16 protein-coding genes are annotated in these 16,259 nt (G+C 38.4%); 12 read left to right on the top strand and 4 right to left on the bottom strand.

The window, feature by feature from the left end; genetic code table 11:
* Window positions 1–59: 59 nt before the first annotated feature.
* Window positions 60–1,010 (top strand): Gfo/Idh/MocA family protein, encoded by a 951-nt coding sequence (locus ACWNMY_RS06790; RefSeq protein ID WP_449537480.1) that lies wholly within the window; start codon window positions 60–62, stop codon window positions 1,008–1,010.
* A 300-nt stretch (window positions 1,011–1,310) separates the two neighbouring features.
* Here ACWNMY_RS06790 and ACWNMY_RS06785 read toward each other — a convergent pair whose 3' ends face one another.
* Window positions 1,311–2,285: an ABC transporter substrate-binding protein gene (locus tag ACWNMY_RS06785; protein ID WP_449537479.1), complete on the bottom strand. Its 975-nt coding sequence runs from the start codon at window positions 2,283–2,285 to the stop codon at window positions 1,311–1,313.
* 277 nt (window positions 2,286–2,562) lie between these two features.
* Here ACWNMY_RS06785 and ACWNMY_RS06780 point away from each other — a divergent pair, with 277 nt between their 5' ends.
* From ACWNMY_RS06780 to ACWNMY_RS06760, 5 genes are all read left to right on the top strand, one after another.
* Window positions 2,563–3,567 carry a FecCD family ABC transporter permease gene (locus ACWNMY_RS06780; protein WP_449537478.1) on the top strand — a complete coding sequence of 335 codons (1,005 nt, stop codon included), beginning with the start codon at window positions 2,563–2,565 and terminating at the stop codon, window positions 3,565–3,567.
* Window positions 3,564–4,622, top strand: a complete 1,059-nt coding sequence (locus tag ACWNMY_RS06775) for a FecCD family ABC transporter permease (protein WP_449537477.1) — start codon at window positions 3,564–3,566, stop codon at window positions 4,620–4,622. The genes ACWNMY_RS06780 and ACWNMY_RS06775 overlap by 4 nt, the downstream gene beginning before the upstream one ends.
* A 96-nt stretch (window positions 4,623–4,718) precedes the next feature.
* Window positions 4,719–5,528, top strand: coding sequence for an ABC transporter ATP-binding protein (locus ACWNMY_RS06770; RefSeq protein WP_449537476.1), 810 nt, complete (start codon window positions 4,719–4,721; stop codon window positions 5,526–5,528).
* Between the two features lie 2 nt (window positions 5,529–5,530).
* Window positions 5,531–6,292, top strand: coding sequence for an IucA/IucC family C-terminal-domain containing protein (locus ACWNMY_RS06765; protein WP_449537475.1), 762 nt, complete (start codon window positions 5,531–5,533; stop codon window positions 6,290–6,292).
* Window positions 6,293–6,306: 14 nt separating this feature from the next.
* The gene (locus tag ACWNMY_RS06760) at window positions 6,307–6,555 is read left to right on the top strand and encodes a YusU family protein (protein WP_449537474.1); all 249 of its coding nucleotides are present in this window, start codon (window positions 6,307–6,309) and stop codon (window positions 6,553–6,555) included.
* A 282-nt stretch (window positions 6,556–6,837) separates the two neighbouring features.
* Here the strand turns inward: ACWNMY_RS06760 and ACWNMY_RS06755 are convergent, their stop codons facing one another.
* The gene (locus tag ACWNMY_RS06755) at window positions 6,838–7,191 is read right to left on the bottom strand and encodes a spore coat protein (protein ID WP_449537473.1); all 354 of its coding nucleotides are present in this window, start codon (window positions 7,189–7,191) and stop codon (window positions 6,838–6,840) included.
* A gap of 14 nt (window positions 7,192–7,205) precedes the next feature.
* On the bottom strand, window positions 7,206–7,523 hold the full coding sequence (locus ACWNMY_RS06750; protein ID WP_449537472.1) for a hypothetical protein: 318 nt from the start codon (window positions 7,521–7,523) through the stop codon (window positions 7,206–7,208).
* Between the two features lie 210 nt (window positions 7,524–7,733).
* Between ACWNMY_RS06750 and ACWNMY_RS06745 the strand changes: the two genes are divergently transcribed.
* Complete coding sequence (locus ACWNMY_RS06745; RefSeq protein WP_449537471.1) at window positions 7,734–8,651, top strand: proline dehydrogenase family protein; 918 nt, start codon at window positions 7,734–7,736, stop codon at window positions 8,649–8,651.
* A 466-nt stretch (window positions 8,652–9,117) separates the two neighbouring features.
* Here ACWNMY_RS06745 and ACWNMY_RS06740 read toward each other — a convergent pair whose 3' ends face one another.
* Entirely contained in the window at window positions 9,118–9,267 is a 150-nt protein-coding gene (locus ACWNMY_RS06740) for a YuzL family protein (RefSeq protein ID WP_449537470.1), read from the bottom strand.
* A gap of 239 nt (window positions 9,268–9,506) precedes the next feature.
* On the opposite strand from ACWNMY_RS06740, the gene ACWNMY_RS06735 reads away from it, so the two are divergent.
* From ACWNMY_RS06735 to gcvH, 5 genes are all read left to right on the top strand, one after another.
* Window positions 9,507–11,891, top strand: coding sequence for a 3-hydroxyacyl-CoA dehydrogenase NAD-binding domain-containing protein (locus tag ACWNMY_RS06735; protein WP_449537469.1), 2,385 nt, complete (start codon window positions 9,507–9,509; stop codon window positions 11,889–11,891).
* A 180-nt stretch (window positions 11,892–12,071) separates the two neighbouring features.
* Window positions 12,072–13,250: an acetyl-CoA C-acetyltransferase gene (locus ACWNMY_RS06730; RefSeq protein ID WP_449537468.1), complete on the top strand. Its 1,179-nt coding sequence runs from the start codon at window positions 12,072–12,074 to the stop codon at window positions 13,248–13,250.
* Window positions 13,251–13,335: 85 nt separating this feature from the next.
* The gene (locus tag ACWNMY_RS06725; protein WP_449537467.1) at window positions 13,336–15,120 is read left to right on the top strand and encodes an acyl-CoA dehydrogenase family protein; all 1,785 of its coding nucleotides are present in this window, start codon (window positions 13,336–13,338) and stop codon (window positions 15,118–15,120) included.
* Between the two features lie 240 nt (window positions 15,121–15,360).
* The gene (locus ACWNMY_RS06720) at window positions 15,361–15,717 is read left to right on the top strand and encodes an arsenate reductase family protein (protein ID WP_449537466.1); all 357 of its coding nucleotides are present in this window, start codon (window positions 15,361–15,363) and stop codon (window positions 15,715–15,717) included.
* Between the two features lie 104 nt (window positions 15,718–15,821).
* On the top strand, window positions 15,822–16,205 hold the full coding sequence (gcvH, locus tag ACWNMY_RS06715) for a glycine cleavage system protein GcvH (RefSeq protein ID WP_449537465.1): 384 nt from the start codon (window positions 15,822–15,824) through the stop codon (window positions 16,203–16,205).
* Window positions 16,206–16,259: the final 54 nt, after the last annotated feature.

The following is a 16,259-nucleotide window of genomic DNA, read 5'->3' as shown; positions in this document are numbered from 1 at the left end:
GCGATTTTTAAAGGTTGAAATTATAATAGAAGAAAATTGAGGTATGGGAGAGAGTGAAAATGAAACAGGTAAAAGTGGGAGTTGTGGGTCTAGGAGCTATTGGGGAAAGACTTATCCAAGGATTCAAAGCAAACAAGTACACCACGGTTGTAGCAGTAGCAGATACTGACAAAGAGAGAGCAATCAATATGGCACAAAAGCTTGGAGGTATTAACTCGTATAACAATCATAAGGATATGATTACCCAAGAAGAACTGGACCTTGTGTATGTTGCTGTACCTCCAAAATACCATTATAGTATTACAATGGATGTCATTGAACAGGGAATCCATGTTTTATGTGAAAAGCCTTTAGCTAATTCAGTAGAAGAAGCGAAAGAAATGTCTGAAAAGGCACAGGAAAAGGGTATCGTTCATGCTATGAATTTCCCCTTAAACTATAGTGCACCTGCCAATACATTTGATCAACTCATTAAAGATGGATACATAGGAAAACTACGAAAAGTAGAACTTACGATGAATTTTCCAAATTGGCCACGCCTATGGCAGCAGAATGAATGGGTGGCAGGTCGTGAACAAGGTGGCTTTGTTTTGGAGGTAGGGGTTCATTTTATTCAGCTAACACAACGTATTTTCGGACCCATTACATATAGTAAGAGTCTACTAGAGTTACCAAATGATACGTTAAAATGTGAAACAGGTATAGTTGCAATCTTAGAACTTTCAGATGGAACACCTCTACTTGTAAATGGAATTAGCGGCGTTGCGGGAGAAGAACGAATTGCATATACTGCCTACGGATCAGAAGGAACTCTTTCTCTAGTGAACTGGTCTCAGCTTGAGGGTGGAAAACTTGGAGAAATGATTCAACCAATTTCCCAAGAAACAGCTGAGTCGACTACATTGATAGATAATCTAGTTTCTGCACTATCTGGTCAAGAGAGTCGATTATTTGATTTTAAAGATGGATATGAAGCACAGATTATCTTAGAAAAGCTACGGCAACAATAAATGAAAAAAATCCCACTGAAAATATGTTCAGTGGGATTTGGGATTACATGTTTAGGAAATTTATAACAGGAACTGAAAGTGTTTTGACATCCAGTTCCAGCGCCTAGCCCTCGAGGTCATATGTCAATTTAGAATTGAAGGCAAAAAGCGCCGTCTATTCTAAATCGTCTTATGCTTGTCGGACTTGCACAGTACAAGGGAAGCTTCGACAGCATAATCATCGCACGAAGAAAATGCATAGCTTTTTCGAGGATGTGCTGACGTCGACGTTCCTCATACGGGGCGCTCGCAATTTTGTTCTTATTTTGCTAGGAATTTCTCAATATCATCTAGCATGAGGTTTGCTGCGAGTACACCGCCAGCCGTGTTCCATATTGGGTCACTAACCTTGTGTACCTTTCCTGCTTTAACGGCGTCCAGACCTCTCCATAATTCATGCTCTGTCCATTCAGTCTCAACTGCTGTTGCTTCCCCATTTCCTGTCTCATACGTGAAATAGAAGATAACGTCTCCATCCATTAATGGAATTTTCTCTTGGTCCACTTCTCTTACAAATTGGTCTTCAGGTTCTTCTGCAAATAGGTCAACCTGCTGTTCAGGACGCTTTAGTCCGAGTTTATCAAAAATGACACCTGAGAATGAGTCTGTATAATAGATTCGGGTTCTTCCTTCCATAAAACGGACAACAGACACCTTTGTATCTGTATCGATTTTCTCTTTTACTTCATTTACACGGTCTTCAAAATCGGAAAGAATTTGTTTTCCTTCTTTCTCTTTATTAATCGCTTTTGAGTAGAGAGTAAAGTTCTTTTGCCAATCTCCTCTTAAATCCTCAGCAAAAACAGTTGGAGCTATTGCTTTTAACTGCTCATATATATTCTCTTGTCGCATTTTATTCCCAATAATTAAGTCAGGTTCAAGCGCAGCAATTGCTTCGATATTGACATTGCTTTCTTCACCTACAACTTCTACGCCTTCCATTTGGTCTTCAATATGTTCATACCACGGGTCACCAATCCATGATTTAACCGCACCAACTGGTGTGACCCCCATTGCTAACAGGGCTTCTGTTCCTTCATTTGTTAAGACAACAATCCTTTTAGGATCTTTGTTAATTGGAGTGGAACCCATTGCATGTTCAACAGTGTATGTATTTGCTCCCTCAGTATCTCCGGCATGATTCCCCTTATCTGTATTATCTGCTGCACCACAAGCTACTAAAAGTAGTGAAAATATGGCTACTAAACTTAAAAATGATAGCTTTCGTTTACTCATTATGAACCTCCTACTGTTGAGAATTGTTTTCATTTAAATCATAAATTGTTTATATAATTTAGTCAATAATTAATTGAGAATGTTTTTCATTGCATTGACAGCCATTCTCATTTCCAATAGACTAAAAGAGCAAATAAATTGTATGTACTACTATGTATAAGAAGACATATGAAAAGCAAGTATAAACAAAAGTAACCTAATACTAAGATAAACATGTTTGACGAAAGTCATACATGAATTTAATTGGAATTCATGGTTATAAGGGGTCTTTAAACAAATGGTTTTGAAAACAAATTCCGCTAGACTAATTGGACTTATGATAGGAATTTTATTATTACTTTTTTCAATGTGTGCAAGCATTGTTTATGGATATACGGATACATCCTGGAATATCGCGTATCAAGCCTTTACTTCTTATAATGGTTCAAACGAGCATATTATTATTCAATCAATTCGTCTGCCAAGAGCACTAATTGCCACAGCAGTAGGTGCTAGTTTAGGAATGGCGGGTACATTAATGCAAGCCCTCACAAAAAATCCATTAGCATCACCAGGTATTTTTGGAATAAATGCTGGAGCAGGATTCTTTATCGTGGTAGCTGTATCGATTTTTTCAATTAACTCCTTACAAGCCTTTACGTGGGTTGCCTTTTTGGGAGCTGCGATTGCTGCATTTACCGTTTATTTCATTGGTTCACTTGGCCGTGAGGGCCTTACCCCTATGAAACTAACATTGGCTGGAGCGGCCATGGCAGCTATGTTTTCATCCTTTACTCAAGGATTATTAGTAGTAGATGAAATGGCCCTAGACCAGGTATTATTCTGGCTTGCCGGATCGATTCAGGGAAGAAAACTCGAAGTGCTTACAAGTGTTCTTCCATATTTAGCGTTGGCTTGGCTAACGTCGCTCCTTTTAGCAAACAAGATAAATGTCCTGTCAATGGGGGAGGACATAGCCAAAGGATTAGGACAACGAACAGGTACTGTTAAACTTCTAACGGCTGTTACCGTCATTTTATTGGCAGGCGGAGCAGTAGCGGTAGCTGGGCCGATTGGTTTTATCGGTATTGTGATCCCTCACCTAGCAAGGGCGATAGTTGGGATTGACCATCGGTGGATTATCCCTTTTAGCGGTATCCTTGGTGGATTCCTATTAGTAGTAGCAGACATAGCAGCACGTTATATAGTAATGCCTGAAGAGGTTCCAGTAGGAGTTATGACTGCTTTAATTGGAACGCCTTTCTTTATCTATGTGGCGAGAAAGGGGTTTCGAAAAGTATGAGTAAATACAAATCCTTACGAATTGGTAAAAAGGGCGATGTCTCCTTTTTATTGGATAAAAAAGCACTTATTACATTTTTTATTTTAGTTGTTGTGACAATTGCCTTGTTTTTAGTAAGTACGGGACTTGGGGATATGAAAATTGACCCTGTTACCGTAGTAAAAACGTTGTTTGGATATGGTACGCGGATGGAACAGTTGGTTGTCACATCATTTCGATTACCAAGAATCATTATTGCTTTTCTGGTAGGAATGGCACTTGCTGTAGCGGGAAGTATTCTGCAAGGTCTTATTCGAAATCCATTAGCTTCACCGGATATACTAGGACTAACAGGTGGAGCATCAGTTGCAGTTGTTGCTTTTTTAACCATGTTTTCGAACTCTAGTAATGCGTTAACTGTAAGTATAAAATGGATGCCAGTTGCTGCGTTTATGGGAGCAACGATCGTGGCTATTCTGGTCTATGTCCTGTCTTGGAAAAATGGAGTTTCTCCTATACGCCTTGTTTTAATAGGAATTGGAGTGTCTGCTCTCACACAAGCATTAACAACAACATTTATGGTAATGGGACCTATCTATCAAGCTAGCCAGGCGAATATTTGGATTACAGGTACTGTGAACGGTTCTACTTGGGCAAATGTTCAAATTCTAAGCCCTGTTGTCGTGATATTATTGATTATCTGTTTTATTCTAGCAAGAAACTTGAACGTACAAGAACTAGGCGAAGAGCTTGCAACTGGAGTAGGAAGCTCCGTTCAAAAACAGCGATTTCTCCTATTATTAACTAGTACAGCATTAACGGGCAGTGCAGTAGCTTTTGCTGGAGGTATAGGCTTTGTTGGATTAATGGCGCCACACATGGCACGAAGACTAGTTGGATCTGCCTTTGGGGCATTACTACCAACTGCCGCTTTAGTTGGTGGTATTCTTGTAATGGTAGCTGATTTAATTGGTAGAACTTTGTTTTCACCGACTGAAGTGCCTGCAGGGGTATTTACAGCTGCAATTGGAGCACCTTACTTCATTTATTTACTATATAAAAGTAGAAATAGTTAGATTAAATTAATCGTTAAATGATAACTCTTTCGCTAGTTACACAGCTACTAGGCCCAAGGTTTAGGTCAACATACTTTTTGTTAGGGGGCGTACTTCATGAATGCAATCGAAACGGATACACTGACATTATCATATGGTGAATCCATCATTATAGAAGATTTACATCTTGAGATTCCAAAGGGCGAAATTACAGTATTTATTGGTGGAAACGGATGCGGAAAATCTACCTTACTACGCTCTTTAGCAAGACTGTTAAAACCTAAGCAAGGAGCTGTCCTCCTAGAAGGAGAGCAAATCGCAAAGCTCCCAACAAAAGAAGTAGCTAGAAGACTTGCTATCCTGCCGCAAGGACCAACAGCACCTGAAGGATTAACTGTGCTCCAACTTGTCAAACAGGGGCGTTACCCGTACCAAAACTGGCTAAAACAATGGACGGAAGAAGACGAAAAACAGGTGCATCATGCTCTTGAGTCTACCAACATGGCTCAATTTGCGGAGCGAACTGTTGATTCCTTATCTGGGGGCCAACGTCAACGTGCTTGGATTGCTATGACACTTGCACAGCAAACTGATATTATTTTACTAGATGAACCAACAACGTATTTGGACATGACACACCAAATAGAAATTCTGGATCTATTATTTGAGCTTAACGAAACGGAACAGCGAACGATTATCATGGTTCTACACGATTTGAATTTAGCTTGCCGTTATGCACATCACATTGTTGCTATAAAGGACAAACATATCTATGCACAAGGTAGACCAGAAATGGTGGTAAATGCTAGCCTTGTAAAAGATGTGTTCGGAATGAATTGTGAGGTCACCAAAGACCCACTATTTGGAACACCACTATGTATTCCACATGGTAAAGGAAGATCTATTTTAAACAAGGTAGGAGTATAACTATGTCAAACCTCCTCATAGAGGAAATGGAACAATTAAAGGAGTTCCGTTTTAGTGAACACAGATTTCAATCAAGACTATCCATTCCTGTGATCGAGCTTTTTGATGACAAAAAGATGAATCGATATTTAGCAAATGTCGGACAGAAGATTGATGCCCCTGATGAACGAGTAGCAGGTTCTATGTTCATGAAGCGATATGGATTTTTTGCGGTCCTCAATCTATATGCGATGACAATTTTAAATAAGCGATTAAATGTGTCACTTGCAAATATCTCATTAGAAACAAATGATCAAGAGGAGCTGTGGTATTGGAACCCCAAGTTCTATTTTAAAGACATCTCAGCAACAGACGCTCCAACAGCATCAAGAGAAAAGTGGCGTAAAGAAACAATTAGAGCCTTGTTTCATGAGAATATCCATGAAGTCTTACTGTTGCTAGCAAATCAAACTGAATTATCAAAAAAGGTGCTATGGGAAAACATTGCGATCTATGTATATTGGCTATATGAATCTGTATTAAGTAAACCCCAGTTTGAGGAAAATAGGCAGGCAATTCAAGAGGATTTTGACTTTCTTGTGAAGAAGGCAGATGGAAACTTATTCGGACAAATTGCATTTAATCCATTAACACGTTATTACGGTAGGAAAGTGTATCAACCGGAATATGATCAACACATTCGCACCAGGAAAACATGTTGTCTATATTATAAAACAACAAAAACAGAAGATCGTTGCAAAACTTGTCCACTAAATTGTAAATGAATTAGGAGATAAAAATGAAACATAAAATAGAAGAACAAATTGATGGTTTGCTAGAAAAATATACGGAGCTTTTACTAGGGGAAAGTTCTCCTGAACTAAAGGAAAAGGTCAAGCTTTGGTCGCTTTATACTCATATTTCGAAATCAATGCCACCACTTGCTAAGCACTGGAATGAAACATATCCCGATGCAAAGGAAGGCATAAAAGAAATTATTACAGAAATAAAAAAATTAAATGAAGAAAACCGGTCGAAAAATAAGTAAGAGATGGAGCTGCGATTGAGCTTCATCTCTTTTCGTTTCGACAACCATTTTCCTGCGCCTAGCCCCTCAAGGTCATAAGCGAATATAGAATTGAAGGCAAAGAGCGCCCGATATGACCAGGAGCTAGACAAGTCAAAAGTGCAAGCACCTCGTTCAGCCCTGACAAGTATAGATTTAGAATAGAACTCGATTCACAAGACAAGCGCTTCTGAAGGCCAAAAGCGCCTTATGTCAGCGATTTTCTGGTGCCTGTCACCGATAAGCTGGTTCCTTGCTCTTTTACTATTGCATTGTATTGTGTGTTGGAAACTGTGTAGTTGTATAGTTGTAAAACTGTTGTAGTTTTTGCTGTACTTTTTGTTGGTCCTCTTCCTCAAGCTTGTACCATCCGTTTTTAAACATAAGGTTATAAAGCTCTCTTTGACAATCCTGTGTTTCGTTAAAAATGGAACGTATGTCTTGGTAAAGTCCATCATGGCTCATCTCATTTAAAGCTGTGCTGTATGCAGCGGTCATATATTTTTCGGTTGCTAACATATCATTAATAAAATCGCGATCATTCATTTCAGGAGTTTTTGGAACTGTTGTTTTTGGGTTTTTAACCTGATTTTGATTTTGATTCATTTGTTGATTCATTATGTAGCTCCTTCCTATTGCATTTGCTGCCCTTGATTTTGATTTTGGCTCGGGTTCTGCGGCGGTTGACCTGTGTGTTTTTGCATATGATCTAAAATTTGGCGATAATGACGCTCATGCATTTGACATGCTTTTTCAAGCGCTTGTGAAATCTCGTCAATGTGACATTGGCCAGCATAAAAATGTGCCTTTTTCAGCGCCATTAAATTCCAAGACATCATATCTGTTAGGTATAACAGGTCCTTAGACGTGATAACAGCAGGTGTTTCAGACATTTGTGGTCCTTTGGGCGTATACATAGGTTGTTGTTGCTGTGATTGCTGTTGTTGCATAATAAAGCCTCCTTATCCTGTATTCAATAGTAGCTTTCCAATCAAAACATTTTTGTATGCAAAACATACAATAAAATATAGGAGAGTAATCCAATGTAAGCGTTCGACAAAATTTTTTTAGATGTATATTCAAAGCTTGCCAAAAATGATAGAATAGATGAGAATTTAGCAATCTAGTACAACATGAGTGCTTTAAGAGGGGGAACTGGAATGGAACAGGTTTTACGTAACTTTTTCTTATTCTTATCAAAAAATAAAGCGTTTACAAAGTTAGCGAAAAAATATGGATTGCGTTTTGGAGCAGCGAGATTTGTTGCTGGAGAAACCATAGAGTTAGCTGTAAAAAAAATAATAGAGCTTAATGCAAAAGGACTTGCGGTAACAATTGATTATCTTGGAGAATTTGTAGAGCATATAGATGAAGCAAATTACATGGCTGACCATTCAATTGAAGCAATTAAAGCGATTGGTAGAGAAAAGTTAAATGCACAGCTTTCTCTAAAAATGACCTCTATGGGTTTAGATATATCCGATGAGGTTGTTATGAATAATATGCGTCGTATCCTTTCTGCGGCAAAAGATAATGGTGTCTTTGTTACGATTGATATGGAAGACTACTCTAGATGTCAAAAGACCATTGATATTTTCAAAGAGCTTCGAAAAGAGTTTGATAATGTAGGTACTGTTATTCAAGCATACTTGTACCGGACAGTTCAAGATATGGAAGACCTAAATGAGTATCATCCAAATCTTCGTCTTGTAAAGGGAGCCTATAAAGAATCACCAGAAGTTGCCTTCCCAGAGAAAAAAGATGTGGATGAAAACTTTAAAAAAATCATTAAAATGCATTTGTTAAATGGGAATTATACAGCAGTCGCAACACATGATGAAGCGATGATTCAATATACGAAGGAATTAGTGAAAGAACATAAAATTAGCCATGACCAATTTGAGTTCCAAATGCTATACGGAATTCGTACTGAACGCCATGAAGAACTTGTAAAAGAAGGCTATACAATGCGCGTATATGTACCTTTTGGAACTGACTGGTATGGATACTTTATGAGACGTCTTGCAGAACGTCCAGCTAATGTAGCCTTTGTCTTAAAAGGCGTTTTTGGAAAGTGAATTTCTTGAAATATAAAGCAGTGCGAGGAAAAACAAAATGTTTTTCTCGCGCTGCTTTTTTGATAACGGAACTATGATTGAAATATGAAGGACATATCGTTCGTGTATGTGCGATCTTCATTGAGAGAGTGAAGAGCTTATTGCTCTTGATATCGGTTCGAAAAACTCTTCATCGGTGTTATGAAGAGCATTTTACCCACGATATGGGTCTGAAAAACTCTTCATCGATGTAGTGAAGAGCTTATAACTCTTGATATCGGCTCGAAAAACCCTTCATCGGTGTTATGAAGAGCATTTTACCTTCGATATCGCACTGAAAAACTCTTCATCGTTGGTATGAAGAGCTTTGTACCCTCGAAGTCTCTCACAAAAGTCCTTCATAATGGTTATGAAGGACTTTTAGCCCTGGATCTCACTAGAGAATGTCTTTCATTAGTATTTCACCCAAGGTAATTCTGCTTTTAGACTATTCATCTCCACCAGTGTTTTGCGCCCCATATTGTTGGTTGGTAGATTGTGTTTTACCGCTTCTTGCCCTTGTATCTGGACCAGCGTTTCCTTTAACGCTCGCCGCACTAACAGCGCGTTTTGACGGGTTTTTATCGACTTTAGCCATAGTTGGTGTCACCTCCATCCTTTAGAATCACCCGACAACACTGTTTCAATGCGAATTACAAATAAAAAGAAAAATTGTTCCGTGAATATATTGCGAAAATTTAAATATTGCTTTATATTTAAATATAAAGGAACTCATTCTTTCTGAAACGATACTATTCAATTGTGAAAAATGGATATTTTTTTGAAGGAAAAATGAATGAGTGTTCATTCAAAATGAGTTAAAGGGGGAAACTGTGAATGATCCAAAGCATTAAAAGAGCAGCAGTTCTAGGTTCGGGAGTTATGGGTTCAGGAATTGCTGCACACTTAGCAAACATCGGAATACCTACTTTATTATTAGATATGGTTCCTCGTGAACTTTTAGAAGTCGAAAAAAAGAAAGGGTTTACATTAGAGGATAAACAGGTACGGAATCGTTTAAGTAATACAGCAGTAGAAAAGCTATTAAAACAAAAACCAGCACCACTCACATCTAAGGAAAACATCTCTCTTATCACAACAGGGAACTTTGAAGATGATATGGCTAAGCTTTCAGAAGTTGATTGGATTATCGAGGTTGTAGTGGAAAATCTTGAAATCAAGAAAAAGGTGTTTAGTCAGGTTGACGAAGTAAGAAAGCCAGGAAGTATCGTTAGTTCAAATACTTCAGGTATTTCGGTTGAAGCAATGGCTGAAGGACGTTCAGAGGATTTTCAAAAGCACTTTTTAGGGACACACTTCTTTAACCCTCCACGCTATCTGAAGTTACTTGAAGTGATACCTACTAAACATACGAGTCCTGGAGTACTCTCCTTCGTGAAAGAATTCGGTGTAGACGTACTAGGTAAAGGAGTTGTTGAAGCAAAGGACACTCCAAACTTTATCGCAAACCGTATCGGAACATATGGATTACTAGTTACTGTACGTGAAATGCTTAAGGGAGGGTACAGTGTAGGAGAAGTAGATTCTGTGACTGGCCCAATGATAGGGAGACCAAAGAGTGCAACTTTTCGTACCTTAGATGTTGTCGGCCTTGATACATTTATTCATGTGGCAAACAATGTTTACGAGCAAGTAGAAGGGGACGAAAAAGAAGTTTTTGATGTTCCTTCCTTTATGAAAACGATGCAGGAAAAAGGATGGCTTGGAAGTAAAACAGGTCAAGGCTTTTTCTTAAAACAAGGGAAAGAAATTCTTGAACTAAACCCACAAACCTTGGAATATCAAGAACGTAAGAAATTGAAAACACCGATTACAGAGTCTTTAAAACAAGTAAAAGGCTTATCAAATAAACTTAAAACACTTATTTATGCGGAGGATCGTGCAGGTCGTCTGTTATGGAATATTACAAGCCCAACTCTTATCTATTCTGCTAACCTTCTAGGTGAAATTGCAGATGACGTGGTTGCGATTGACGAGGCTATGAAGTGGGGATTCGGATGGCAAGTTGGCCCATTTGAAATGTGGGATGCGATTGGTCTAGAGAATTCAGTTAAAAAAATGGAAGCAGAAGGAACAGTTGTACCAGCTTGGATAAAGGAAATGCTCGAAAACGGGAATACATCCTTCTATAAGAAAGAGAATGGAACTGTTTCCTATTTCAAAAATGGTGATTATAAACCTGTAAAAGTTAATCCAAAAAACATCCATTTAAAGACATTAAAAGAAACAAACGGTGTAATCAAGAAAAATAGTGGTGCTAGTTTAATAGATTTAGGTGACGATGTCGCATTATTGGAATTCACGTCCCCTAATAATGCAATCGGCTTTGATATTATTCAAATGATTAATTATTCCCTTGAAGAAGTGGGACGTAATTACAAAGGATTAGTAATTGGAAATCAAGCGAAGAACTTCTGTGTCGGAGCAAACCTTGCCATGATTCTTATGGAAGCGCAAGATGACAATTTTTATGATATCGAACTAGTAGTTCGTCATTTCCAACAAGCAATGATGAATATTAAATATAGTGAAAAACCTGTGGTAGCCGCTCCATTTGGCATGACACTTGGAGGTGGAGCAGAAATCTGTTTACCTGCTGCGAAGGTTCAGGCATCAAGTGAAACTTACATGGGTCTAGTTGAAGTCGGTGTTGGAGTAATCCCAGGTGGTGGTGGTAATAAGGAGCTCTATATCAATCATCTTCAAGGATTGCCATCAGGAGTGGAAGTGAATCTTCAAAATGTAGCAAATAAAGTATTTGAAACAATAGCAATGGCGAAGGTTTCAACATCTGCAGAAGAAGCACGTACAAATAACTTCTTAACGAAGGAAGATGGTGTGAGCTTTAATGGAGATCACCTACTATATGACGCTAAACAATCAGTATTAAGTTTAACAGAACAAGGCTATAAAGCACCTGCTCGTAAAAAAGTACCTGTTGTAGGTGAAACGGGTTATGCAACCCTTCTACTAGGTGCACAAGCAATGAAATATTCTGGTTATATTTCAGAGCATGATCTCAAAATTGCGAAGAAGCTTGCTTGGGTAATTGCAGGTGGAAATATTCCATACGGTACTGAAGTTGATGAACAATACTTACTTGACTTAGAGCGTGAAGCATTCTTAAGTCTTGTCGGTGAACCTAAGACACAGCAAAGAATGCAGCACATGCTTGTAAAAGGAAAGCCATTACGTAACTAGAGATTTTGAACGGTAGTTAAAAAAGGAAGTACAAAAAAGGACGGAGAAGGTCGTGGAACGATAGTCAAGAGGACTGGAGCGTATGTATGTAATACGCGAGGACCGGAGTGACAAAGAAATTCATCAGGACTTTTTCCCGGACTTTTTTAACATCCTAAAATTGAAGTGGGGGGAATTTTGTTGAGAGAAGCAGTCATAGTAGCGGGTGCAAGAACCCCGGTTGGAAAAGCGAAAAAAGGTACGCTTGCAAACGTAAGACCAGATGATTTAGGTGCGTTAGTTGTAAAAGAAACGTTAAAGCGTGCAGGAAATTACGAAGGAAATATTGATGATCTCATTATTGGCTGTGCAATGCCCGAAGCAGAACAGGGGTTAAACATGGCCCGAAATATAGGTGCTCTCGCAGGACTTTCACATACAGTTCCTGCTATCACAATTAACCGATATTGTTCATCAGGTCTTCAATCAATTGCATACGCTGCAGAAAAGATTATGTTAGGTCATTCAGATACGGCAATCGCTGGTGGTGCAGAATCTATGAGTCTCGTTCCAATGATGGGTCATGTTGTACGACCAAATGCTAGACTAGCAGAGTCTGCTCCAGAATATTATATGGGGATGGGGCATACAGCCGAGCAGGTAGCGGTAAAGTACGGTATTAGCCGTGAAGATCAAGATGCCTTTGCTGTTAGGAGTCACCAAAAAGCTGCAGCAGCAATTAAAGCTGGTAAATTTAACGACGAGATTGTTTCGGTAGATGTTACCCATAGATATGTTGATTCAAATAATAAACTAGTGGAAAAGCACCTACAGTTTTCTCAGGATGAAGGGGTACGTGAAGAGACTAACCTTGAGGTATTAGCTAAGCTTCGACCTGCATTTTCAGTAACTGGATCAGTGACAGCAGGCAATGCTTCTCAAACAAGTGACGGAGCTGCAGCAGTTATGGTAATGGACCGCGAAAAGGCGACTAGTCTTGGGTTAACACCATTGGTGAAATTTAGATCCTTTGCAGTAGCAGGTGTTCCACCTGAAGTTATGGGAATTGGTCCAGTTGCAGCAATACCAAGAGCACTTAAAATGGCAGGCTTAGAGCTTTCAGATATTGGTTTATTTGAATTAAACGAAGCATTTGCTTCTCAATCCTTACAGGTTATTCGAGAGCTAGGGCTTGATGAAGAAAAGGTAAATGTTAATGGTGGTGCTATCGCACTTGGTCATCCCCTAGGATGTACGGGATCTAAATTAACCCTAACTCTTATGCATGAAATGAAGCGTCGTAATGTCCAATTTGGTGTTGTAACTATGTGTATCGGAGGCGGCATGGGTGCCGCTGGAGTATTTGAATTACTAGCCTAAAAACAGAAATGGCAAGCGCTTCGTGTTAGACCATAAATAGGCTAATTAGAAATGTAAGATAATTTTTTTCTAGGAGGAATTTAATATGTCAAATGCTACTGATAAAGTCGTTTTAGGTGGGGGATTCTTAATCGAAGATCTTGAAAGTGATCGAATTTTTACTCCTGAGGACTACACAGATGAACATATAATGATTGCAAAGACGACAGAGGATTATGTTGAAAAGGAAGTACTTCCACAAGTGGAACATCTTGAAAATCATGAATTTGATCGTTCTGTAAAGTTACTTAAAAGTGCAGGAGAGCTTGGATTATTAGGGGTAGACGTACCAGAAGAATATGGTGGACTCGGTTTAGATAAAGTAAGTTCTGCATTAATAGCAGAAAAGATGGCAAGAGCAGGAGGATTCTCAATTTCTCATGGTGCACACGTTGGAATTGGTTCCCTTCCAATCGTATTGTTTGGGAACGAAGAGCAAAAGCAAAAATACCTTCCTAAATTAGCAACAGGTGAGCTTCTTGCAGCTTACGCGCTAACAGAGCCAGGATCAGGTTCAGATGCGCTTGGTGCAAAAACGACAGCAAAATTAAATGCAGAAGGTACACATTATATTTTAAATGGCGAAAAACAATGGATTACAAATGCAGGCTTTGCAGATGTATTTGTAGTATATGCAAAAATTGATGGCGATAAATTCTCTGCATTCATTGTTGAAAGAGATTATCCTGGAGTTTCAACTGGGGCAGAAGAAAAGAAAATGGGTATTAAAAGTTCTTCAACACGTACATTGATTCTTGAAGATGCGGAGGTACCAGTTGAGAACCTACTTGGTGAAGTTGGAAGAGGTCATGTTATTGCGTTTAACATCTTAAATATTGGCCGTTACAAGCTTGGTGTAGGTGCAGTTGGTGGATCAAAGAGTGCGTTTGAACTGGCAGTAAAATATGCGAACCAACGACAACAATTTAAAACTCCTATTTCAAAGTTTGCGTTGATTCAAGAAAAATTAGCGACAATGGCAACAAAGATATATGCAGCCGAGTCAAGTGTGTATCGTACGGTAGGTTATTTTGAAGACCGTATGGGTCAGTTAACGGAAGAAGAAGTGAACAATGGTAAGGAAGTAGCGAAATCAATTGCCGAATATGCTATTGAATGTTCAATCAATAAATTCTTCAACACAGAAGTATTAGATTATGTAGTTGATGAAGGTGTTCAAATCCATGGTGGTTATGGGTTTATGCAGGAGTATGAAATTGAAAGAGCATATCGTGATTCACGTATCAACCGTATTTTTGAAGGAACAAACGAAATCAATCGTTTATTAGTACCAGGTACTTTCCTTCGTAAAGCACTTAAAGGAGAACTACCATTACTTCAAAAAGCACAACAGCTTCAAGAAGAATTAATGATGCTAATGCCTGAAGAAGTTGCGGATGGTGTTCTTGAGCAAGAGAAATTTCTTGTTCGCAATGCAAAGAAAATTGGTTTAATGATTGCGGGTCTAGCAGCACAAAAGTTCGGACCAAAGCTTGAGAAAGAACAAGAAATTTTAGCAAATATTGCAGATATTGCAGCTAATATCTATGCAATGGAATCAGTTGTTCTTCGTACAGAAAAGGCAATTAATAAGTCTGGCGAAGATAAGAATAAACAAAAGCTACTTTACACTCAAGTGTTTGTTCAAGAAGCATTCAATGAAATTGAAGCACATGCAAAAGAAACACTTGTTGCAACTGAGGAAGGCGATGTATTGCGTATGATGACTTCAGCTCTACGTAAGTTAACTCGTCACACTCCTATTAATGTAATTGCGAAAAAACGTGAAGTTGCAGCAACACTTATCGAAGCAGAAAAATACACTGTTTAACATTCAGTAGTATGGCATCAGAAACACAAAGCATTAAATTTTAAGCTCCTTATCATAATAAGGGGCTTTTTTTGCCTTTCTAAATTGTTGGCAGGATAAACAGGAGTTAGGTCGAATTAAATCATTGATAGCTACTTATCGTTTTAATTCAATTTTTAATATGATAAAATATAGTAAATAGAATAGTTATGATCTGAACAATTACGCTAAGGTGTATTGGTTTATAGGTGGTGAAATAAATTGGCACTAACATTTTATTGGTATCCAAAATGCGGAACCTGTCGCAAAGCGAAAAAATGGTTGGAAGAAAATCAAATTACTTTTGAAGAAATTCATATTGTTGAAAATCCGCCTTCCAAAGAAATCTTGAGAGAAATGTACAAGAACAGTGGATTGGAATTAAAGAAGTTCTTCAATACTAGTGGTCAAAAGTATCGGGAACTAGGATTAAAGGATAAGGTTAGTACTGCTTCTGAAGATGAATTACTTGAGCTATTATCCTCAGACGGGATGCTTATCAAGCGCCCACTCACTACAGATGGGCAAAAAGTTACAGTAGGATTTAATGAAACTGTATTCGGAGAAACATGGAAATAACCAAAGTAGGATGAAAGACCTTTTAAAAGGACTTTTACATAATTAGTTTTGTTTTTTAAAACAAAATGATAACAAGATAAATTGACTACTGGAGGGTATAAACAATGAGCACACCTAAAGACTTACGTTATTCAGAAGAACATGAATGGGTTAAGGTTGAAGGGGAAAAAGTACGTATTGGAATTACGGATTTCGCACAATCTGAACTAGGTGATATCGTATTTGTAGAATTACCAGAGGTTGGTGACGAAATTAAAGCGGACGAGCCATTCGGAAGTGTTGAATCTGTTAAAACTGTTTCTGAACTTTATGCACCAATTAGTGGTAAGGTTGTTGAGATTAATGAGGATCTCGATGATAGCCCAGAATTTGTAAACGAATCTCCATACGAAAAAGCTTGGATGATCGTAATTGAACCATCAAATGCTAGTGACGTTGAAAATTTAATGACTGCTGAACAATACGAAGAAATGATAAAAGAAGACTAATTACCCTAAAACAGTTGGAGTCTTAACTCCTGTGTGTATTAAGGAAAGGACTCC

It is taken from the genome of Ferdinandcohnia sp. Marseille-Q9671 (assembly GCF_976954385.1).
The sequence above is the reverse complement of the archived record's forward strand: the minus strand, read 5'-3'. Positions and strand labels throughout refer to the sequence as shown.